The organism is Mycobacterium sp. BK086, from assembly GCA_004362315.1.
Lineage (GTDB): Bacteria > Actinomycetota > Actinomycetes > Mycobacteriales > Mycobacteriaceae > Mycobacterium.
The window spans coordinates 362,316-383,716 of the sequence record SNWL01000009.1 but is presented as its reverse complement, the minus strand read 5'-3'; the positions used below and the strand labels follow the sequence as shown (position 1 = coordinate 383,716).

General features: G+C 66.3%; 19 protein-coding genes and 3 tRNA genes. 10 read left to right on the top strand and 12 right to left on the bottom strand.

The window, feature by feature from the left end:
• Positions 1 to 206 precede the first annotated feature (206 nt).
• A complete protein-coding gene (locus EV580_RS31065; RefSeq protein ID WP_133696552.1) occupies positions 207 to 1,163 on the top strand; it encodes a hypothetical protein in 957 nt (318 codons plus the stop codon).
• 19 nt (positions 1,164 to 1,182) lie between these two features.
• Here the strand turns inward: EV580_RS31065 and EV580_RS31060 are convergent, their stop codons facing one another.
• Positions 1,183 to 2,121: a LysR family transcriptional regulator gene (locus EV580_RS31060; protein WP_133696551.1), complete on the bottom strand. Its 939-nt coding sequence runs from the start codon at positions 2,119 to 2,121 to the stop codon at positions 1,183 to 1,185.
• Between the two features lie 97 nt (positions 2,122 to 2,218).
• On the opposite strand from EV580_RS31060, the gene EV580_RS31055 reads away from it, so the two are divergent.
• Together EV580_RS31055 and fdhD are read left to right on the top strand one after the other, a co-directional pair.
• Positions 2,219 to 4,537: an FdhF/YdeP family oxidoreductase gene (locus tag EV580_RS31055; RefSeq protein WP_133696549.1), complete on the top strand. Its 2,319-nt coding sequence runs from the start codon at positions 2,219 to 2,221 to the stop codon at positions 4,535 to 4,537.
• Positions 4,538 to 4,539: 2 nt separating this feature from the next.
• Positions 4,540 to 5,367, top strand: coding sequence for a formate dehydrogenase accessory sulfurtransferase FdhD (gene fdhD / locus EV580_RS31050; RefSeq protein WP_133696548.1), 828 nt, complete (start codon positions 4,540 to 4,542; stop codon positions 5,365 to 5,367).
• 1 nt (position 5,368) lies between these two features.
• Here the strand turns inward: fdhD and EV580_RS31045 are convergent, their stop codons facing one another.
• The gene (locus tag EV580_RS31045) at positions 5,369 to 5,632 is read right to left on the bottom strand and encodes a hypothetical protein (protein WP_133696546.1); all 264 of its coding nucleotides are present in this window, start codon (positions 5,630 to 5,632) and stop codon (positions 5,369 to 5,371) included.
• A 146-nt stretch (positions 5,633 to 5,778) separates the two neighbouring features.
• Here EV580_RS31045 and EV580_RS31040 point away from each other — a divergent pair, with 146 nt between their 5' ends.
• Positions 5,779 to 7,083, top strand: a complete 1,305-nt coding sequence (locus EV580_RS31040) for a glycosyltransferase (protein WP_133696545.1) — start codon at positions 5,779 to 5,781, stop codon at positions 7,081 to 7,083.
• Here EV580_RS31040 and clpX read toward each other — a convergent pair.
• Entirely contained in the window at positions 7,080 to 8,360 is a 1,281-nt protein-coding gene (clpX, locus tag EV580_RS31035; RefSeq protein WP_133696543.1) for an ATP-dependent Clp protease ATP-binding subunit ClpX, read from the bottom strand. The genes EV580_RS31040 and clpX overlap by 4 nt on opposite strands.
• Positions 8,361 to 8,648: 288 nt before the next feature.
• Here clpX and mmuM point away from each other — a divergent pair, with 288 nt between their 5' ends.
• Positions 8,649 to 9,533: a homocysteine S-methyltransferase gene (gene mmuM, locus EV580_RS31030; RefSeq protein ID WP_133696849.1), complete on the top strand. Its 885-nt coding sequence runs from the start codon at positions 8,649 to 8,651 to the stop codon at positions 9,531 to 9,533.
• On the opposite strand, the gene EV580_RS31025 is transcribed toward mmuM, so the two are convergent.
• From EV580_RS31025 to EV580_RS31010, 4 genes are all read right to left on the bottom strand, one after another.
• Positions 9,484 to 10,131, bottom strand: coding sequence for an ATP-dependent Clp protease proteolytic subunit (locus EV580_RS31025; RefSeq protein ID WP_133696541.1), 648 nt, complete (start codon positions 10,129 to 10,131; stop codon positions 9,484 to 9,486). The two genes, mmuM and EV580_RS31025, sit on opposite strands and share 50 nt — an antisense overlap.
• Entirely contained in the window at positions 10,124 to 10,711 is a 588-nt protein-coding gene (locus EV580_RS31020; protein ID WP_133696847.1) for an ATP-dependent Clp protease proteolytic subunit, read from the bottom strand. The genes EV580_RS31025 and EV580_RS31020 overlap by 8 nt, the downstream gene beginning before the upstream one ends.
• 105 nt (positions 10,712 to 10,816) lie before the next feature.
• Positions 10,817 to 12,235, bottom strand: a complete 1,419-nt coding sequence (tig, locus tag EV580_RS31015; protein WP_133696540.1) for a trigger factor — start codon at positions 12,233 to 12,235, stop codon at positions 10,817 to 10,819.
• Between the two features lie 53 nt (positions 12,236 to 12,288).
• Positions 12,289 to 12,362 (bottom strand) — tRNA-Pro (locus EV580_RS31010).
• Positions 12,363 to 12,496: 134 nt separating this feature from the next.
• Here EV580_RS31010 and EV580_RS31005 point away from each other — a divergent pair.
• Positions 12,497 to 12,570: transfer RNA gene (locus EV580_RS31005), tRNA-Gly, on the top strand.
• A gap of 133 nt (positions 12,571 to 12,703) precedes the next feature.
• Positions 12,704 to 13,390, top strand: a complete 687-nt coding sequence (locus tag EV580_RS31000; protein ID WP_133696538.1) for a hypothetical protein — start codon at positions 12,704 to 12,706, stop codon at positions 13,388 to 13,390.
• A gap of 3 nt (positions 13,391 to 13,393) precedes the next feature.
• Here EV580_RS31000 and EV580_RS30995 read toward each other — a convergent pair whose 3' ends face one another.
• Positions 13,394 to 14,110, bottom strand: a complete 717-nt coding sequence (locus tag EV580_RS30995; protein ID WP_133696537.1) for a hypothetical protein — start codon at positions 14,108 to 14,110, stop codon at positions 13,394 to 13,396.
• Between the two features lie 150 nt (positions 14,111 to 14,260).
• On the opposite strand from EV580_RS30995, the gene EV580_RS33970 reads away from it, so the two are divergent.
• Positions 14,261 to 14,402: transfer RNA gene (locus tag EV580_RS33970), tRNA-OTHER, on the top strand.
• Between the two features lie 60 nt (positions 14,403 to 14,462).
• A complete protein-coding gene (locus tag EV580_RS30990) occupies positions 14,463 to 16,109 on the top strand; it encodes a TROVE domain-containing protein (RefSeq protein WP_133696535.1) in 1,647 nt (548 codons plus the stop codon).
• A 46-nt stretch (positions 16,110 to 16,155) separates the two neighbouring features.
• Here the strand turns inward: EV580_RS30990 and EV580_RS30985 are convergent, their stop codons facing one another.
• From EV580_RS30985 to EV580_RS30970, 4 genes are all read right to left on the bottom strand, one after another.
• Positions 16,156 to 16,677, bottom strand: a complete 522-nt coding sequence (locus EV580_RS30985) for an MBOE_33420 family protein (protein ID WP_133696533.1) — start codon at positions 16,675 to 16,677, stop codon at positions 16,156 to 16,158.
• Between the two features lie 39 nt (positions 16,678 to 16,716).
• Complete coding sequence (locus EV580_RS33965) at positions 16,717 to 18,027, bottom strand: PGRS repeat-containing protein (RefSeq protein WP_166654963.1); 1,311 nt, start codon at positions 18,025 to 18,027, stop codon at positions 16,717 to 16,719.
• A 110-nt stretch (positions 18,028 to 18,137) separates the two neighbouring features.
• Entirely contained in the window at positions 18,138 to 18,485 is a 348-nt protein-coding gene (locus EV580_RS30975) for a hypothetical protein (RefSeq protein ID WP_133696532.1), read from the bottom strand.
• Positions 18,485 to 19,948 carry a hypothetical protein gene (locus tag EV580_RS30970; RefSeq protein WP_133696530.1) on the bottom strand — a complete coding sequence of 488 codons (1,464 nt, stop codon included), beginning with the start codon at positions 19,946 to 19,948 and terminating at the stop codon, positions 18,485 to 18,487. The genes EV580_RS30975 and EV580_RS30970 overlap by 1 nt, the downstream gene beginning before the upstream one ends.
• Positions 19,949 to 20,034: 86 nt before the next feature.
• On the opposite strand from EV580_RS30970, the gene EV580_RS30965 reads away from it, so the two are divergent.
• A complete protein-coding gene (locus EV580_RS30965) occupies positions 20,035 to 21,399 on the top strand; it encodes a flavin monoamine oxidase family protein (RefSeq protein WP_133696528.1) in 1,365 nt (454 codons plus the stop codon).
• The last annotated feature ends 2 nt before the right edge of the window (positions 21,400 to 21,401 follow it).

Here is a 21,401-nt window from a genome sequence, read left to right as displayed (position 1 = left end):
GTCAACGTCAGAATGCGGCACTGATCGGGAACAAGTTCCCGCGAATTCAAATCGGGCAAACAAATACGAATTACTAACAGCATCTCTGCATGTAAATACATCAAAATGAAAAAATAATTTAATGCGTCGTTTCTACCCAGCACGGGCCCGGGAGTCGTATAACCGAAGTTACGGAGGGTTTTGGATTCAACTTTTTGGGGGCATTCATGTTCGGTTCATCTGTTTTTGCACCCGTTGCCATTTGTACCGTCATCGCGGCGGCGGCTCCGGCTCTCAATCCTGCTCATTCGCCGGTTTTCTCGCCGGCGGCAACACGGACGAGCGCGTTCCAACTCACAAGCACGGACAGTGCCTACTGGGATAAATCCCCACTGAGCTCGGCAAATGCCGCGGCCAGTGCTTCGCTGCCATTCGGCCTGCCACAGGTTCTGGCGATCATGACCGCGCTGGCCGCGTTCAACCCAGACGCCGCGGCGACGATGCAATATATAAACACGGAATTACTCGACCAACTCGCTCAAGGCACTCCACTGGGCGTGGCTATGGTCAACATCAGCCTGCAGCTGTCCCCGCCGTTCAGCGGCAGCGATCCCAATACCCCGATCGACGCAATACTAAACCAAATCGGGCCGATGATCGCATTCGCGCCCACCGTGATCAGCGGCGCAATGACGGTTCTCGCAGCCATTCCCGAGGCGGTGATACCGGTGGTGGCAGCCGTGGTGGTAGCCGTGTTCAACTCCGCCGCCGCGGCGGGGTCGGATGGCTTCGGCGCGGCCGTTGAAGCCGGCCTCTACAGCGTGATGAACGCCGCCGCGAAGGGAATCGCCACGATGGTCGAGGTGGTCCAGAACGTGCTGCACGACATTGCCGGCGTGGTGACCAGCGGATACGCCTCGAGAGTCGCGGCCCCAGCGGCGGCCCTACCAGTCGGCGCCGTGGGCGGCACCCAGGCTTCCGGCACCCCAACCAAAACCACCGCCGAGACCAAGCGCGCCACCGCCGCCGCGCCCACGAGAGGCGTCGCGGGCCCGCGGCCAAGGCAGGCAGCCTCCGCATCGGCCACGACCGGCAGCGACCGGTCCACCGTTTCAGCTCGAAATTCCGCCAAGCGCGACAGCAGCCCGTCGGGCACCAAGGGCACTGCCAAGTCGGCCCGTTGATCAGCGCCGAGGAGGCAAATCAGTTGTAAGCAGACTCGTTCCAGAAGCGTTCGACCCGGTCGGCGATATCAATATCGGTGGCCACGGCGACGAGTGCCGCCGCGACGATCGAGGCCGGCGCGCGGTCGAGGACGACTAGTCCGATGGCCGGACTCGGTCCGTGCTTGACCATCGGCCGCGCGGTAAAGCCTTGCGGCACACCAAGTTGCGGCAGCCATGCAGTGGAGGCGATCGTGGCCCGGCGGGAGTGCGTGAGGTGAGCATAGAGCGCGTCCACCGAATCCGCTTCTACCGCAGGGCGGTAATGAATGCCCTCGGCCGCCATGTTGGCGTCCAGAATGCGGCGGTTGCGCATCGTGGTCGTCAGCACACAGAGCTCCAGGCCTGCGGCGTCAGCCCAGGCCACCTCCGGGCGAGCCATCACCGGAGCATCGGCCGCGGCCACCAGGACGTAGCGCTCGCGGTACAACTCGACCGATCTGGTGCCGGGCAGCGCTTCGTCATCCAGATAGGTCAGCCCGGCGTCGATCTCGAAATCGGCCAGCCGCCTGGCGATCTCCCGTGACGACAGCGCCTCGATACGCACCGACGCCGCAGGATTGCGGGCCAGGAACTCCGCGGTGACGAACGGGCTGGCCGGTACCGCCGTCGGAATCGCGCCCAGCCGGGCGGTGACCGTCAGCCGCCCCTGCATCCGTTCGAGATCGGCGAGCATCTCGTCACGTTCGGCGATGATGCGCTGAGCCCACGCCACGACCCGCTGCCCCTCCTCGGTGAAACCCTCGAAGCGGCGGCCGCGCTGCACGATGACGATGCCCAGATCGCGTTCCAGCCTACGGATCGCCACCGACAGGGTCGGCTGGCTGATGTGGCAGCGCGCGGCCGCCCGCCCGAAGTGACGCTCGGCGGCCAACGCCAGCAGGTAGTCCAGATGCTGCAGCAGCACATCACTCGCCATCGATTGACGATAGCTGTGAGCTATCACCGCATGTCAAATACCGATTACGAACCCCTTGTATCCGGTGTGGACGGCCGATCACGGGGGTTAGATTGGAATGATGGCGAGCGCCAAGGACATCCCGGCCGACTACGACGAACATGCGATCCACGTCGGCGCGCCCAAGGACCATGCGGCCGGGGTCAAGGCCGTCATGGTCAGCATGCAGCGCGGCCTGGCCGAGATGGGTCCGGTCCGTACGCTCGCCACCTGGTCACGGCTCAATCAGCGGCACGGATTCGACTGCCCGGGCTGCGCCTGGCCCGAAGAGCACGGTGGCCGCAAGCTGGCCGAGTTCTGTGAAAACGGCGCCAAGGCGGTGGCCGAAGAGGCGACCAAGCGTCGTGTCACCCCGGAGTTCTTCGCCCGCCACACGGTCGCCGAACTGGCCGACAAACCCGAGTACTGGTTGTCCCAGCAGGGCCGGCTCACTCACCCGATGGTGCTACGGCCCGGTGAACAGCACTACGAGCCGATCGGCTGGGATGCCGCCTACCGCGTGATCGCCGAGCACCTGCGCGGTCTCGGTTCCCCGCACGAGGCGGTGTTCTACACCTCGGGGCGCACCAGCAACGAGGCCGCATTCCTCTACCAACTGCTGGTCCGCAGCTTCGGCACCAACAACCTGCCGGACTGTTCCAACATGTGCCACGAGTCGTCGGGCACCGCGCTGATCGATTCCATCGGCATCGGCAAGGGCTCGGTGACCGTCGAGGACATCGAGCACGCGGACGTCATCGTCATCGCCGGACAGAATCCGGGCACCAACCATCCGCGAATGCTGTCGGTATTGGAGAAGGCGAAAGCCAACGGCGCCAAGATCATTGCCGTCAACCCGCTACCAGAGGCCGGCCTCATCCGATTCAAGGATCCGCAGAAGGTGAACGGCGTGGTCGGTCACGGGGTGCCGATCGCCGACGAGTTCGTGCAGATCCGCATCGGCGGCGACCTGGCGTTGTTCAAGGGGCTTGGCCGGCTGCTGGTGGAGGCCGAGGACCGTGCCCCCGGAACGGTGATCGACCGCGACTTCATCGCCAACCACTGCCACGGATTCGACGAGTACCTCGTCGACGCCCGCACCGTCGACCTGGACACCGTCATCGAAGCCACCGGCATCGACCGGCAGCAATTGGATCGGGTCGCCGCCATGCTGGCGGGCTCCAAGCGCACGATTGTCTGCTGGGCGATGGGCATCACCCAGCACACCCACGCGGTCGCCACGATCGCGGAGATGACCAACCTGCTGCTGATGCGCGGCATGATCGGAAAGCCCGGCGCCGGAGTGTGTCCGGTGCGTGGACATTCCAACGTGCAGGGCGACCGGACGATGGGCATCTGGGAAAAGGTCCCGGAGAAATTCCTGACCGCCCTGGACAACCGTTTCGGCATCATCAGCCCCCGCAAACACGGGTTCGACACGGTCGACGCGATCAGGGCCATGCGCGACGGGCGGGCGTCGGTCTTCCTGGCCATGGGCGGCAACTTCGCCTCGGCCACTCCCGACACCGCGGTAACCGAAGCGGCGCTGAGCAATTGCGCGCTGACCGTCCAGATCTCCACCAAGCTCAACCGCAGCCACCTGGTACACGGCCGCACCGCGTTGATCCTGCCGACACTGGGCCGTACCGACCGCGATCTGGTGAACGGCCGCAAACAGGTTGTCTCCGTCGAAGATTCGATGTCGATGGTGCACCTGTCGCGGGGCAGCCTGACCCCTCCGAGCGACGAGGTCCGCAGCGAAGTCGGCATCGTCTGCCAGCTGGCCCGCACCGTGCTCGGACCCGAGCACCCCGTGCCGTGGGAGACCTTCGCGGGCGACTACGACTCCATCCGCGACGCCATTGCCGCCGTCGTGCCAGGGTGTACCGACTACAACGCCCGGGTGCGCCAACCCGACGGCTTCCAATTACCGCATCCACCACGGGATTCCCGCGAGTTCCCCACCGTCACCGGTAGGGCGAACTTCGCGGTCAACGAGCTGAGCTGGGTGCCCGTGCCTCCCGGGCGGCTGGTGCTGCAGACGTTACGCAGCCACGACCAGTACAACACCACCATCTATGGTCTCGACGACCGTTATCGCGGGGTCAAGGGCGGCCGTCGGGTGGTCTTCGTCAACCCGGCCGACATAGAGTCGCTCGGGCTCGCCGAGGGCGATCGCGTCGACTTGGTTTCCGAATTCACCGACAGCCGAGGCGAATTGCAGGAGCGCCGGGCCAAGGACTTCCTGGTCGTGCCGTACTCCACCCCGGTCGGCAACGCCGCCTCCTACTATCCGGAGACCAATCCCCTGGTCCCACTGGATCATGTTGCCGCCAGATCGAATACACCGGTGTCGAAGGCGGTCGTGATCCGGCTGGAACGCGGCGGGCAGGAATAGTCATGGGACGAGTGACCTCACGCCGCCGGGCCAGCCACGTCATCGACGGCACCGCCACCGACCGGCCCGAGACCCTGGTCGTCGAGGAACCGCTGGAGATCCGCGTCAACGGGACTCCACTGAGTGTCACCATGCGCACGCCAGGCTCCGATATCGAACTGGCCCAGGGATTCCTGCTCACCGAAGGCGTCATCGGCCACCGCGACGACGTCCTCACCGTCCGCTACTGCCGCGGCTCTGAAAACGAAAACGGCACCAACACCTACAACGTCCTCGACGTCACGCTGCACCCCGACGTCCCGATGCCCGAGGTCGACGTCACCCGCAACTTCTACACCACCTCGTCGTGCGGGGTCTGCGGCAAAGCATCGATCGACGCGATCCGGCTGATCAGCAGGCACTCCCCCGGCGACGACCCGTCGACCGTCACGGCCGCGACGCTCACCGCGATGCCCGACCAATTGCGGTCGGCACAGAAGGTTTTCGCCAGCACCGGTGGACTGCACGGCGCCGCGCTGTTCGGCGTCGACGGCAGGATGCTGGCGGTGCGTGAGGACGTCGGCCGGCACAATGCCGTCGACAAGGTGATCGGCTGGGCGCTGGAGTCCAACCGCGTACCACTCGGCGGCACCGTCCTGCTCGTCAGCGGCCGGGTGTCCTTCGAACTGACCCAGAAGGCGGTCATGGCGGGCATTCCGGTGCTCGCCGCGGTGTCCGCCCCCTCCTCGCTGGCCGTCGACCTGGCCACCCAGTCGGGCCTGACGCTGGTGGCCTTCCTGCGCGGGGAATCGATGAACGTCTACAGCAGGGCAGACCGCATCACGCGTTGAGTCAGTTGTTGCCGGGGATCGCGGTCGGCGGCGGCGGCGCCTTCACCGTCGGCGAGAAGCTGTTGGGGCCACCGCCGTCCGAACCCTTCTCGGTCGGCGACGGCGGCGCCGGCACACTGCTGCTGGCCGGCGTTGTTGTCGACGTCGTGGTCGTGGTCGTCGTCGGCGCTTCTTTTTCCTTATTGCTACACGCGGTCGTCATCCCGAGCACGCCGACCGTCACAGCCACGGCGGCCACGATGGACCGCTGGCGAAGATTCTTCATCAATCGATGATACGGACCATGAGCATGGGTCGCGCTCTTAGCGAGATGCCGCCAATCTCCACGTAATCTCCACACAACCTCCAAGCCGCTCCGACCACCGGCAACGAATATCGATCCCGATCATCCACCGAACGATTGGGAGCACGATGGCGGAAATTCTGATAGCGGGACTGTCGGCGGCCGGGCACATCACCCCGCTGCTGGCCATCGCCGGTGGACTCGCCCATCGCGGTGACCGGGTCACCGTGCTGACCTCGCCGCGGCACGCGGCCAAGGTCGAAGCCTGCGGCGCCCGGCTCCACCCGCTTCCGCCCGAGGCTGACCTCGCGGACGGTCAGGTCGACGAAACCCCCGGACGCGAGGAACTGAACGGGGTGCGCAGACTCAACTTCGACATCGCCGAATTCTTCGTCGGGCCGATGCCCCGTCAGGCCGAGATCCTCACCGAATTGTTCGCCCACAATCGATTCGACGCGGTGATCGTCGACTCGGTGTTCCTCGGGATCGTGCCCTTCCTACTCGGTTCGCGGGCCGCGCTGCCGCCGGTGCTGGCCTTCACCCCGATGCCGTTGATGATCGCCAGCCGCGACACCGGGCCCGCCGGTCTCGGCATGTTGCCCTCGGCGAGACCGCTTGGCCGGCTGCGCAATCGGACGCTGACCGCCCTGTCACACAACGTCCTGCTGGCCCCGGCGCACCGTGCGGCCAACCGCGCGCTCGATGCGATGAACGCACCCCGGCTGCCGGTGTTCATCCTGGACGCCGGACTGCTGGCCGATCGCTACATCGTGCCTACCGTTCCGGCGTTCGACTATCCGCGTAGCGACCTGCCCGCCCACGTGCGCTATGTCGGTGCGGTACATCCGCTTCCGACACGAAGCTTTCGCCGGCCATCGTGGTGGCGGGAGCTCAACGGCGACCGACCGGTCGTCCACGTCACCCAGGGCACCGTCGACAACGCCGACCTGGGCCGGCTCCTGGAGCCGACCATCGAGGCGCTGGGCGGTGAGGACGTCATCGTCGTCGCCACCACCGGAGGCCACGACGTCTCGGATCTCAAGGTCGCGTTGCCGTCGAATACCTATGTCGCCGAATTCATTCCGCACGATGTCCTGTTGCCGAAGGTGGACGTCATGGTGAGCAACGGCGGGTATGGGGCCGTGCAGCGCGCATTGTGTGCCGGCGTGCCACTGGTGATCGCCGGTGACACCGAGGACAAGCCGGAAGTGGCCACCCGGGTGGAGTGGTCAGGCGCCGGGATCAATCTGCGAACCGGGACGCCGACACCGCGCGCGTTACGCAACGCGATCCGGGCGGTGCTGCACCATCCCCACTACCGCAGCTGTGCGCGCAACCTGCAGACGGCGTTCGCCCAGCGGGACGGGGTGGCCGAAATCGCCCTGCTGCTCGACGAGGTGATCGCCGAGCGCCGGACGCGCGTAAAGCTCTAGGCGGACTTGTCGCGACGCTCGGGGCGGGCCGGCTTGCGCGGAACGATCGTCGGCAGGACGTTGTCCTGGACGGTCTCCTTGGTCACCACGACCTTGGCGACGTCGTCGCGGCTGGGGATGTCGTACATCACCGGCAGCAGGACTTCTTCCATGATCGCGCGCAGGCCGCGGGCACCGGTGCCGCGGTGGATGGCCTGATCGGCGATGGCGTCCAGCGCGTCGTCGGCGAACTCCAACTCGACGCCGTCCATCTCGAACAGGCGGGTGTACTGCTTGACCAACGCGTTCTTCGGCTTGGACAGGATGGAGACCAGCGAATCCTTGTCCAGGTTGGTCACCGAGGCGACCACCGGCAGACGGCCGATGAACTCCGGGATCAGACCGAACTTGATCAGGTCTTCCGGCATGACCTCGGCGAAGTGGTCCTGGGTGTCGATCTCGGCCTTCGACTTCACCTCGGCGCCGAAGCCCAGGCCGCGCTTGCCGACACGGTCGGAGACGATCTTCTCCAGCCCGGCGAACGCACCCGCAACGATGAACAGCACGTTGGTGGTGTCGATCTGGATGAATTCCTGATGCGGGTGCTTGCGGCCACCCTGCGGCGGGACCGACGCCTGCGTGCCCTCGAGGATCTTCAGCAGGGCCTGTTGCACGCCCTCGCCGGACACGTCGCGGGTGATCGACGGGTTCTCGCTCTTGCGGGCGATCTTGTCGACCTCGTCGATGTAGATGATGCCGGTCTCGGCGCGCTTCACGTCGTAGTCGGCGGCCTGAATCAGCTTGAGGAGAATGTTCTCGACATCCTCACCGACATAGCCGGCCTCGGTCAGGGCGGTGGCGTCGGCGATCGCGAACGGCACGTTGAGCATCTTGGCCAGCGTCTGCGCCAGATAGGTCTTACCGCACCCGGTCGGGCCGAGCATCAAGATGTTGGACTTGGCGAGCTCCACCGGCTCGGAGCGGGAGTCCCGGTGCTTCTCCTGCGCCTGGATCCGCTTGTAGTGGTTGTAGACCGCGACGGCCAGCGTGCGCTTGGCGGTGTCCTGCCCGATGACGTAGCTCTCCAGGAACTCCCGGATCTCCGCCGGCTTGGGCAGCTCATCGAGTTTGACGTCGTCGGCGTCGGCCAACTCCTCTTCGATGATCTCGTTGCACAGATCGATGCACTCGTCGCAGATGTAGACGCCAGGGCCCGCTATGAGCTTTTTGACCTGTTTCTGACTCTTACCGCAGAACGAGCACTTCAGCAGGTCACCGCCGTCTCCGATACGCGCCATGGTGGTGGGGTCCTACTTTCCTTCGCCGGGTCTTCGATCTTGCCAATTACTCAGTGTCGGTGTCTGTCCCGACGCTACCCGCTTGCTCTGCCACGGTGCGACAGATAAAGCCGAATCGCGTCAGTGGTATTCGTGCGTGATGGTGAACATATCCCCTGACGCGGCTCTCGTCCCCTTGGAACGCTTAGCTGTGTTTTTGGCGTGTCGCCGCCGTGACCATATCGAGCCGTTGAGCTGCGCCGACCGTAGAGTTGCGTCGTGGTGTTCGCCGCTGTCCACAATACCGTCCTGATTTCCGATGGCGGTCTTGCCACTGAGCTGGAAGCCCGTGGCCACGACCTGTCCGACGACCTGTGGTCGGCCCGGTTGCTGGTCGACTCGCCGCAGGAGATCGTGGCCGTTCACGAGGCGTTTTACCGGGCCGGCGCCGATATCGCGACGACCGCTAGCTACCAGGCGTCGTTCGACGGTTTCGCCGAGCGCGGATTCGCCCCGCGCGAAGCCGAACAACTCCTGATTCGCAGCGTCGATTTGGCCAGGACCGCCCGGGACAACGTCGGCGGCGAGGGCTGGGTGGCGGCGTCCGTCGGGCCCTACGGGGCGGCCCTCGCCAACGGCGAGGAGTACGTGGGTCGCTACGGCCTGACCGTCGCGCAGCTGGCCGACTGGCATCGTCGGCGGTTGGAGGTCCTGGTGTCCGCCGAGCCCGACATCCTGGCCCTGGAAACGGTGCCTGACGTCGACGAGGCCGAAGCGCTGGCCGGCCTGGTGCGCGAGTACGGCATCCCGGCGTGGCTGAGCTACACGATCGCCGACGGGCGCACCCGGGCCGGCCAGAGCCTGGAAGAGGCGTTCGCAGTGGCCGCCGACGTCCCCGAGATCGTCGCCGTCGGGATCAACTGCAGCGCTCCCGCCGAGGTATTCGGCGCCATCGAGGTGGCCCGCAGGGTTACCGACAAAGCGGTGATCGTCTATCCGAACAGCGGCGAGGAGTGGGATGGCCGGCGCCGCACCTGGGTCGGGACCGGCGGATTCGACGCGAACGCCGCGACCCAGTGGGCCGCGGCGGGCGCGAACATCATCGGCGGATGCTGCCGGGTGAGCCCGGCAGACATCGCCGCTATCAGGCGTTCTGGGCCGACAGCTTCCGGTACTCCAGAACCGTGTCGATGATCCCGTACTCCTTGGCCGCTTCGGCGGTCAGGATCTTGTCGCGGTCGGTGTCCTTGCGGACCACAGCCGGATCCTTGCCCGTGTGACGGGCCAGCGTCTCCTCCATCAGGGTCCGCATCCGCTCGATCTCGGCGGCCTGGATCTCCAGGTCCGAGAACTGACCCTGGATGACACCACCCAGCGACGGCTGGTGGATGAGGATGCGCGCGTTCGGCAGGGCCAGGCGCTTGCCCGGCGTACCTGCGGCCAGCAGCACCGCGGCGGCCGAGGCGGCCTGCCCGAGGCACACCGTCTGGATGTCGGCACGCACGTACTGCATGGTGTCGTAGATCGCCATCAGCGAGGTGAACGAGCCACCCGGTGAGTTGATGTACATGGTGATGTCGCGGTCGGGATCCAGCGACTCCAGCACCAGCAGCTGGGCCATGATGTCGTTGGCCGAGGCGTCGTCCACCTGCACGCCGAGGAAGATGATGCGCTCCTCGAAGAGCTTGTTGTACGGGTTGGACTCCTTCACACCCCAGCTGGAGTGCTCGACGAACGAGGGAAGGATGTAGCGCGCCTGCGGAGCAAGCCGCGAATCTGTGTAATCAGGCATTGGACACTCCGTTGAAGTGGGCGCGGGTGATGATGTGGTCGACGAAGCCGTACTCGAGCGCTTCCTGTGCGGTGAACCAGCGGTCGCGATCGGAGTCGGCTTCGATGCGCTCGATCGACTGGCCGGTGAACTCGGCGTTGAGCCGGAACATTTCCTTCTTGATGAGCGCGAACTGCTCGGCCTGGATCGCGATGTCGGCCGCGCCACCGGTGATACCACCGAGCGGCTGGTGCATCAGGATGCGGGCGTGCGGCAGGGCGTAGCGCTTGCCCTTGGCGCCCGCGGCGAGCAGGAATTCACCCATCGAGGCCGCCATGCCCATGGCATAAGTGGCGACATCGCACGGCACCAGCTCCATGGTGTCGAAGATCGCCATGCCGGCACTGATCGAGCCGCCGGGCGAGTTGATGTACAGCGAGATGTCTTTGGCCGGGTCCTCGGCGGCGAGCAGCAGGATCTGCGCGCACAGCCGGTTGGCGATGTCGTCATCGACCTGCGAACCGAGGAAGATGATGCGCTCGGCGAGCAACCGCTCATACACCGAGTCAGAAAGATTCAGCCCTGGCATGCTCGACCGCATTTCAGTCACGACTTAGTACCTGCTTTCTACGGACTTCGTTCTACCCGACCCTAACCAAAGCAGCGCGCAGCGCACTCCCAGGAGAGTGCGCTTTCGCTGTCGGCGTTACTCAGCCTTGTCGGCCTGCTGCTCAGCGGCCTCTTCGGCCTCGTCGCTCGTGTCGTCCGTGTCGCCTTCAACCGCCTCGGCATCCTCATGCTCGGCCGGCGGGCCGAAGAACTCGGCGGTGTCGACGACGTTGCCGTCGGTGTCGGTGACGGTGGCCGCCTCGACCACCGCGGCTACGGTCAGGCCGCGGCGCACGTCGGCGAACATCGCCGGCAGCTGGTTGTTCTGCTGCAGGATCTGCAGCAGCTGCGCCGGCTCGATGCCGTACTGCCGCGACATCAGCACGAGCCGCTCGGTGAGGTCGTTCTGGCCGACCTGGATGTCGAGGTCGTCGGCGATCGCGTCCATCAAGAGCTGGGTCTTGACGGCCTTCTCGGCGGCCTCGCGGGTCTCGGTGTCGAACTTCTCGCGCGAGCTGCCCTCGGCCTCGAGCTGCTCGGCGAACTTGTCCTCGTCGTGGTCGAGGCCGTGGATGGCGTTGTGCACGGTCTGGTCGACCTGGGCCTGCACGATCGCCTCGGGCAGCGGCACCTCGGTGGTCTCCAGCAGGAGCTCGAGGGCGTTGTCGCGGATCTTCTCGGCCTGGTGGATGCGCTTGACCCGCTTCACCTGGTCGACGAGGTTCTCGCGCAGCTCCTCGATGGTGTCGAATTCGCTTGCCAGCTGGGCGAATTCGTCATCGGCCTCGGGAAGCTCGCGCTCCTTGATCGACTTGACGGTGACGGTGACCTCGGCCTCTTCACCGGCGTGCTCGCCGGCGGCCAGCTTGGTGGTGAACACCTTGGACTCGCCCTCGGCCAGGCCGACGATGGCGTCGTCCAGGCCGTCGATGAGCTGGCCGGAACCGACCTCGTGGGACAGGCCCTCGGTGGCGGCGTCGGGCAGCTCTTCGCCGCCGACGGTGGCCGACAGGTCGATCGAGACGAAGTCACCGGTCTGGGCCGGACGCTCGACACCCTTGAGGGTGCCGAAGCGGGCGCGCAGCGACTCCAGCTCGGCCTCGACCTCGTCGTCGTTGATCTCGATGGGATCGACGGAGATCTTCAGCGCGCTCAAGTCGGGCAGCGTGATCTCGGGGCGGACGTCGACCTCGGCGGTGAAGACCAGCTCCTCGCCGTCCTCGATCTTGGTGACCTCGATCTCGGGCTGGCCCAGCGGGCTCAGCTCGGTGGCGACCAGGGCCTCGCTGTAGCGGCCGGGCAGCGCGTCGTTGACGACCTGCTCCAGCACCGCGCCGCGGCCGATGCGGGCCTCGAGCAGCTTCGCCGGGGCCTTGCCGGGCCGGAATCCGGGGAGCCGGACCTGCTTGGCGAGCTCCTTGTAGGCCTTGTCGAAGTCGGGCTGCAATTCCGTGAAGGGCACCTCCACGTTGATGCGAACCCGGGTCGGGCTCAACTTCTCGACGGTGCTCTTCACTGCTGTGCTCCTCGGGTCGATCTTCTACTCGTGTGGGACGTTCGTTGGGCGTGTCGGGGTGACAGGATTTGAACCTGCGGCCTTCCGCTCCCAAAGCGGATGCGCTACCAAGCTGCGCTACACCCCGGTGCTGTATTTCTCGCGCCCGAATCCTACGGCCCAATGCCTGTTCAGCGGCAATCGACCTCGACGATGCGCTCTCAGGTGGGCCGATTGGATTTGATCAGGTCGGCGCCGGTACATTTGGGTCCGCGCAAGCACGCGGGCGTAGCTCAATGGTAGAGCCCTAGTCTTCCAAACTAGCTACGCGGGTTCGATTCCCGTCGCCCGCTCCACCAGGACCAGCGCAGAGCCCGTCGAACACGCATTCGACGGGCTCTCTCTGTTTCATGGTCGGGCGCGATCGTCCTTGTTTGAAAAATCAACTCGCCCGTATTGACGGATGCGATGATCGATGCGCTTGTTCACGTGGCTGACGACCCAAAGGCAATGATGCACCGAGGATTCCAGAGCAAGGCTGCTCGTCCGCACACCGCTGCTGTGGCCCTCGCGGGCGCCGGCATTGTCACGCTGGGTCTGGTGACGGCTCCACCGCCCGTGTCGGGCGTGGCGCTCCCCCGCGTCGACGTCCAGACGGTGCAGCTCACGGCCGTCACGGCGGCCGACATCAGCCTGACTCCCGTTCGACCAGCAGCTAATAAGACCAGCGCCGACGTCACCGCGGCAGACACCCCGGACTTCCTCGCGTTCGCGGCGTCGATCCTGGAGTACCTGAACAGCCTGGGGCTGGGCGCCGGACCCGGTCTTGCGGCCATCGGCCTCAGCGGCGTCGTTGTGGCTTTCGCCGCGACCGCCTACGCCTGGAACACCGTCGCCGACAACGTCAATCCCGGGCTGAGGGCCCTGCACATCCCGCGGCTGCCGAAATTCCCGGTCTGTTTCGCCGGCCAGACCTGCGCCGGCAGCTCGGCCGCGGCGCAGGTGCGGGCGGTCAAACCCGCCAGCAGCGTGAGCGCGCCGGCCGGTCGTGGGGTGGCGACGTCCAAGCGCGCTGCCGACACCAAGAACGGCACGACGGCGGCGAAAGTCCGTCCCACCAAGAAGTCGTCCGCCGCGGCTACCTCGAGCACGGGCGGCAGCAAGCGCGGCCGCTAAGCCTCACCGCTGCTCGATCCACCGCCGGCCTGCTTTGGCCGCGCGAGACAGCGCACCGCACTCCCCGAGGTACGACGCCACCGCTCCCACGGCGGGCAGCATGGCCACGTAGCGGAACGGCGCGCGCGGGTGCGGCCGCTTCGCGAGCTCGTCGCCGATGGCGTCGAAGACACCGACCAATTTCCACAACGCCGAGACGATCCCCTTCGGCGTGAACTCGATCGACACCGGCGGGTGCTCGTCGGCGTCGAGGACCCCGGCCGACAGATCCCGTCCGCACAGCACCGAGGCGAGCAACTGGACCTGCGGCCGACGATCGGTGACGCCGAGTTCTCGGGCCACCGCGACCAGCACGATGGCCTGACTGGCGAACCCGAGCAAATCCTGGATCGGCAGTCGTCGCCCGATGACACCCAGCACGCCGGGGAACGCCACCACGACCGTGTTGAGCGCGCCGACGCGCCACACCCACCAGCTGATCCGCTCGTCGGTAGTCAGCTCGTCCCAGGCCAGGGTGCCCGGGATATCGGCGGCGTTGAGCGCCCACGACACGGCGTTCGGCGGGGATTGCCGCTTGAGCCCGAAAGGGTCTGTCCCCCACAGCACATCGAGCAGCGGGTTGATGACCGCGACGGCCCGCCCGAGTGCGTCTTCGACCTCGGAATCGGACAGTGTGACGTCAGGTGTGGGTAACAGTTTCACCGTTCCATGATGTCCCATTCGCGGCGCCCTCAAACAGGCGAAATAATCAGTCGCCCAGCGGCAGACGCTGCCGTACAGTTCGTTCAGCCCGGTGATGTGAGCCGGACGTTGATCGGTTACCACTTTGAATGGTTAGGTCGCGGGTTCGAATCCCGTCTGTCTCGCTTCGGCGGGACAGTAGCTCAGTTTGGCAGAGCGCTAACGCCGGTCGGCACTAGACGCTCACATCGCCTGGCCCACAACTTGATTGCTGCGAGCCGGACGTCGGTCGGTTACCTGGCTCCTATGGTTCGAATCCATACTCCGGTCGGTTCACACCCACGCTCGCAGCTTTCAACAACGTCACACCCACAACGAAAGGAGTAGCCCCATGGACATTCTCAAGACGATCGGCCTGCGACGGACACCGCAGCGTCATGCCGCGAAGCCGGAACAAGTGCTCAATGCCGCTGGCGGCTACACCTTTTCGGTCGATGACTGGGCGCGGGTGCGCCGCTTCCTGACGCTGGGCACCGACGGCGGGACGTTCTACGTCTCCGCCCGCGAGCTGACGCGCGACAACGCCGACGTGGTACTGCGGGTTGCCGCCAATGACCCTGTGCGACTGGTGAACCTGATCGTCGAGATCTCCGAGGCGGGCCGGGCTCCCAAGCCGAACCCGGCCCTGTTCGCCCTGGCGATCGCGGCATCGGTCGACAGTGTCGACGGTCGTCGCGCGGCGCTGGCGGCACTGCCGCGCGTCGCGCGCACCGGCACCCACCTGTTCCTGTTCGTTACTTACGTCGAGCAGTTCCGTGGGTGGGGTCGCACGCTGCGTCGGGCCGTGGGCCGGTGGTACACCGAGCAGCCGGTCGACCGGCTGGCCTACCAGCTGGTCAAGTACCGGCAGCGCGAGGGCTGGCGCCACCGCGATGTGCTGCGGCTGGCCAGCCCGGGCGGGGTCGTCGACCCGGCTCGTCGTATCGCCCTGAACTGGGCGGTGGGCAGGGGCCTTGGCGACACGGTCGTGCACGGCACGTCCGCTCAGGTGACCGCGTGCGACGTCGTGCCCGACGAGATCGCGATCATCGCCGACTTCGAGGACGCCAAGGCGGCCTCGACGGCGGCGCGGTGGGTCGAGATCGTCGACCGTGGGCACGGTATGTCCTGGGAGATGCTGCCCGACGCAGCGCTGGCCGAGCCGGCGGTGTGGGAGGCGCTGATCGTCCGCGGCTTGCCGCAGACGGCGCTGATGCGCCAGCTTCCGCGTCTGACCCGCCTCGGCCTGCTCGACGGCGAGGTCGGTGAGACGGTGGCCGCCCAGCTGGCCGACGCCGATCGGCTGGCACGCGCCCGCGTGCACCCGGTCAATGTGCTTGTGGCACAGCGTACTTACGCTTCCGGGTGGGGTGAGGGCGGCCGCTGGACCCCGGTCCCGCGGATCGCCGATGCGCTGGACGCTGCGTTCTACGCGGCATACGGTGCGGTGCGTCCGGCGAACAAGCGCACGCTGCTGGCGCTGGACGTCTCGGGTTCGATGGGTTCTCGAGTGTCGGGTCTGCCGGTGACCTGCCGGGAGGCCTCGGCTGCACTCGCTCTGGTCACCGCGGCCACCGAGCCGAGGTGCCGGATCGTCGGGTTCACCGCCGGCACCGGCGGCTACCCGAACACCGCGATCCGGGGTCTGGACATCAGCGCGCGTCGTCGCCTCGACGACGTGTGCAAGTACATGTCCAGGCTCGCGTTCGGAGCCACGGATTGCGCGCTGCCGATGGTCTGGGCACACAAGCACCGGATCAAGGTCGACACGTTCCAGATCTACACCGACAACGAGACGTGGTACGGCGACATCCACCCGCATCAGGCACTCGAGCAGTACCGCCAGCGGATGGGTATCGACGCGCGACTGGTGGTCGTCGCAATGACCGCCAGCCTCAACTCGATCGCCGATCCGGCCGATCCGAGGCAGCTCGACATCACCGGGTTCGACTCGGCGGTGCCGACAGTGCTGGCCGATTTCTCCCGCGGCGACATCTAGTGGGTCGGGGGTGACAATTCTGCAAAGGACGTCACCCCCGATTCCGCTAGCGCGGCGGTGGTGGATCGATGGGCGACAACGAGATCGGCACCACGTGTGTGCCCGGTCCCTCACCGGGGCAGCCGGCACCACCGATGACGAGTGTGCGCTCGCCGTAGAAACTGCCATCGGGATTGGGGATCCAATAGTCCGAACGGGTCGCCTGCACAACGCTGTTCGGGTCGTTGCGATCGCAGAAGTACGGATATTGACCGCTGGTCTCCCACCGGTCGCCATTCCATCGATAGTCATAGGACATGGGCGCGGCCGGATTGCGGGCATGGTCGTCGGAGTTGTCCATGGTCGCAACGCAACCGGCCACGTCGCACCGCGTGCTGAAGGGAACCGGAAAGCTGATCGGGTTCATCGGGGTCGGTGCACCGTCGAAGCTCTGCTTCGAGAAGTCGATGGCCAGGGTGTAGTACCCGTACAGCGGCGGCGGTTCGGCGCGATCCGCGTGAGCGACCGGCGAGACGATCGGCAGAGCGGTGGCGACGACGACGCCGACGCCGACGAACCTGAGTTTCATCCCTACATCATTGGCGCCTGATCGGCGCGTGACCGGGTTTTAGACAGCCCCGCTGCCGGCCTTGCCGTTATGGCTGCCCGGCGTGCTGCCGACGCCGACGCCGCCGATACCGCCCATCCCCGGATTTCCACCAGGCCCGCCGCGGCCGCCATTGCCGCCGTCGCCGCCGATACCGGTGCCCGGTTGGGACTGGGCATTGCCGCCGTTGCCGGCCGCGCCGCCCGGCCGCAAGATCCCATGACTGTTCCCGCCGTTGCCACCCTTGCCTCCGGTGGCAGTGCTGGTCACGACGTTGCTGCCGGCCGCCCCTCCGGTGCCGCCCTTACCGCCGGTGCCGACGACTCGCCCACCTTCACCGCCCTTGCCACCGTCACCGCCGAAGGCGTTGCCCTTACTCGACCCGCCTCCGCCGGTGCCACCGGCGCCGCCATTGCCTACGAGTCCGCCCTGGCCGCCGTCACCGCCGGCGCCTGCCCGGGCGGTTCCGGTGCCGGCGTTCGCGGTTCCGCCCTGACCACCGTCGCCGCCGCGGCCGAACACTCCGGCCTTACCGCCCTGTCCGCCGATGCCACCGACGGCGCCGCCGGTGTCGAGGTTTTGGCCGGTGCCGCCGGTACCGCCCTTGCCACCATTGCCGATCAGTAGGCCGCCACGGCCGCCATCGCCGCCTTGACGTCCGAATGCGGCGACGTTTGTCGTGGCGATCAGGTCGCCGCCCCGGCCGCCGGCACCACCGTTACCGATCAGTCCGGCGTCACCACCATCGCCGGCCGAGCCGCCGTTGATGTTCAACACCCCGTCACCACCCCGACCACCGTTGCCGAAGAGCATGCCGCCGCGGCCACCGTCCTGGCCGGGCGCGCCGTCGAATCCGTTGCCGATCAACAGACCTGCGTCGGGATGTGCCGCGGTGCCATTGCTGATGTAGACGGCGACGGCCGCGCGAATCTGGTCTGCGACCGCATCCGGGGTCGGCAGTGCCGGCACTGCGGCGGCCTGTCGATGACGGGACGTCGACGCCGCGATCGAGCGATGCACGGTCGGCGACAGAAACGATACGGAGCTGATGATCCGGGGCGTACCCGCCGGCCGCAACGGCATCACGCTGCTGTGAGGTATGACGACCTCGGGCGCCAACACCGCAATGGCGGTGGGCATTTCGATCTCGGCGGCGATGAGCCTGGTCGGTGCAACCGGCGGGACGGCGTGGTCGGGTAACCCGATCAGGGCGTACGGCCGGACTTGCACAGGTGGAGCTGCCGACGGCGGGTCGCTCGGGAAATGCATTGCTGCCGTGGCGAGTACATTCATCGCCGTCACGGTGATGACCTTCGTCGTGGCAAGCTTCATCGCCCGCCCCTTTCGTGGGAGCCGCCTACGTTGGCGGACTTCCCTGGGTTCACGACGAACCCACCCCGAACGGTTCACAGCCATAAAGTGATCTACGTCACATAGCGGACCTAGCCGCCGATTCCGTTGTCCAGACCGAGGTGGGTGATGAAATACCAAGGGATGCCGACCCACTGGACGATCGTGACGATGACGAGTGCGATCGTCGCAACTGCCAGCCCGATTCCGCGAGTCCGGAGCTTGAGCGGCCAGACCGCGAGGAACAGGAACAGCAAAGCGAAACCCCAGTCCGTCCGCATCAGCACCCGCTTGGGCAGCTCGGCCGCTTTGTCGTAGTCGGTCAGATGCGAATCCGGGAACCCGGTGAAGTACAGGTCGTTCCACCCGATGAGGGCCAGCAGGACCGCGGCGACCGCGCACAGCACGCAGGCCACCCGCACGGCGATTGCTCGCGTCATCACATGCTGCGCTGCCAAGACCGGTACACGACGCGCTCCACGGTCGCGGGATCGGGCTCGGGTGCGTTCACCGAGACGTCGAGTCCCGAAAGATCCTCTAGTGCAAGCACTTCACGGAGATGGAACGCCACATCACCTTCGGCGTCACGGTCGGGGTACTTGAAGTATTTGATCTGCGGGACTCCCGGCCGCAGCCGCTCGGGCAGGTTGCCGCTGACCGCGATCTCCCGAACGCCCGGCCCGAACAACGGGCGAAGGAGCCCGCCGAACCAATCACCACGCATGCTGCCCCGGCGCACCGGAAACCAGATGTTGGTCCACCGAGTCACCGCGAACGGCGACTGCGCTCCCAACACACCATCGAAGCCGAAGCTCGCCGGCCCGACTCCGGCGGCATCGACGGGCAACGCCTCCGATCGCGGTGGGCACCGGACCACCACGCCCTCACGAGTCAGCTTGTCGAACAGATCATGCCGGCGCCCGTCGCCGCGGCTGAGGCCGCCCAGGATCGGCGGGCGGCCGACGAAGAAATCAGCCAGCGCCATCGGCGTTCCGACCGTGACGAAATCGGTGATGCGCCAGGGATTCCCCTGCCCACGCACGTCCTGCCACAAGTCGAACTGTGCGGCCTGGAACTCGTCGAGCGCGCCTGCGGAGTCCGGCTCGGCCGTCAGCCGATCCGCGGCCGCCTCCAGCCCGTGCAACGATCCCAGGCCCTCAGGCCGCTCGGCCGGTACGGCGCGCAACTCATGCGTCTCGGCCCACAATGCCGTCAGCGCATCGTAGGCGATGCAGCCGCCAAGTCCGTGTCCCACCAAGACAATTCGCGCGTAGCGTCCCTGCTGCAGGGTATACAGAAGATCGACGAGGCCGCCGCGGATCGCCCGTCGCACCACGTGCGACTCGGGCGCGAGCAGGTCGAAATACCGGGCGGCGTTGACAAACCCGGTCGTCAGGAAGCTACGCAGCAACGCCCGTGGCGCCATGCGCAGCACGGCCAGCGCGATACTGAGGACAACCACGCTGGTGACCAGTCCGATGATCCAACCGGCCACCCCGGATTGCAGATACCAACCGCCGACAACCAGCACACCGACCAGGGCGGTCAGCGGGACGATCAGCACCAGCCACGCGGCACGCCAGATACCGAACAGCTGATCGGGCACATTGCTGGGCCGACGCAGGAACAACCGCGCCAGCGCCGCAATGAATCCGGCGTAGCGGGGACCCGTCATCAAGAACGACCAGTCGTACTCATAGATGTCGGTTCTCGCCGACGGGACGGTGTAGCGGCGCGCTTCGTAGGAATCGGTGATCTCGACGGGCTGGGGGTAGTACTCCCAGTGACCGTCGCGGCGAGGCAACACCGTCTTCGCGAAGTCGTCGAAGATATCCATCGGCCGCCGTTCGAGCAGGCCGTGCACGAAAACCACGGCGGTGCGTACGGCGGTGTCGGTGCTCAATCGTCCTCCTGGGGACCGTGCGGCAAGCCGGTTAACACTTTGCCAAAACGCACCCAGTATGCACACAGCTGAGCGCACCATAAGCCATGGCTGATGTAGAGATCTGTGTGGTCGGCGCAGGCTTTGCCGGACTGACTGCTGCACTGCGACTCAAACAAGCGGGCCGATCGGTGGCCCTGCTGGAAGCCCGCGACCGTGTCGGTGGGCGCACATTCACCGTCGAAGGCCCGGAGGGCATTTGGATCGACCGCGGCGGCGCCTGGATCGGACCTGGTCAGGACGCCATCTACGGGCTCATGACAGAGTTCGGTGTCGGCAGCTACAAGCAGTACATCGACGGCGAAGCGATGATGGTCGTCGACGGGAAACACTTTCGCTACGAGGGCACCATCCCGCTGACGATGAGCCCGTGGGCGGCACTCAACATGGGGGCGGTCTTCCTCGATCTGACGCGGTTGTGCAAGACGATCCCGCTCGAGAAACCGTGGGAAGCCAAGAACGCCGCAAAGCTGGATCGAATCTCCTACGCGGAGTGGCTCGAGAACCACACGCTGTCCAAGCCGGCGCATACGTTGCTCGACGCGGCGATCGCGGGCCTGTACACGTCGGCAGCGTCGGAGACCTCGATGTTGTTCGTGCTCCGGCAGCTGGCCTCCGGTGGCGGGCCGTCCTTCGTGCTCGGTATCAAGGACGGATCGCAGGATTCGCGCATCGTCGGCGGGATGGGTGCGGTGTCCAGCAAGATGGCCGCCGAACTCGGTGACTCGCTGCACCTGAACCAGCCCGTGCGGCGCATCGTCCAGGACGAGGGGGGCGTCACGGTCGAGGCCGACGGCATGACCGTGCGCGCACAGCGGGTGATCGTGGCCGTCCCGGTCGCGATCGCAAGCCACATCCTGTACGAGCCGATGCTCCCGGTCGATCGGTCGTTCCTGCATCAGCGCATGCCCAGTGGTGCCGTCGTGAAGATCAACATCGTGTACGACGAGCCGTTCTGGCGTAAGGACGGATTGACCGGCCAGACGTTCGCGCCCGACACATTGGCGACGCTGACGATCGACGCCTCCACCGACGAGCCGCGCCCCGGGGTGATGTGCGTGATCACCGAGGGCCCCCAGGGCCGTCGGTATTCGAAGATGGATCACGAGGCCCGAAGGAAGGAAGTTCTGGCCAACCTCGTCGACCGATTCGGTGAGCAGGCCGCGACACCGGTGGCTTACCTCGATCAGGACTGGAGCGTCGAAAGATACTCCGGCGGAGGCATGTTGAGCCATTGCCCGCCCGGTGTGCTCACCGAGTTCGGGCCCGCCATCACCGAACCGTGCGGCCGCATCCATTGGGCAGGCACCGAAACGTCGGGTGTCATGCACGGCTGGGTCGACGGTGCGGTCCGTTCGGGCGAACGCGCGGCCAAGGAAGTCATGGCGCTCGAGCCGGCGTCGGTGGGCTGATC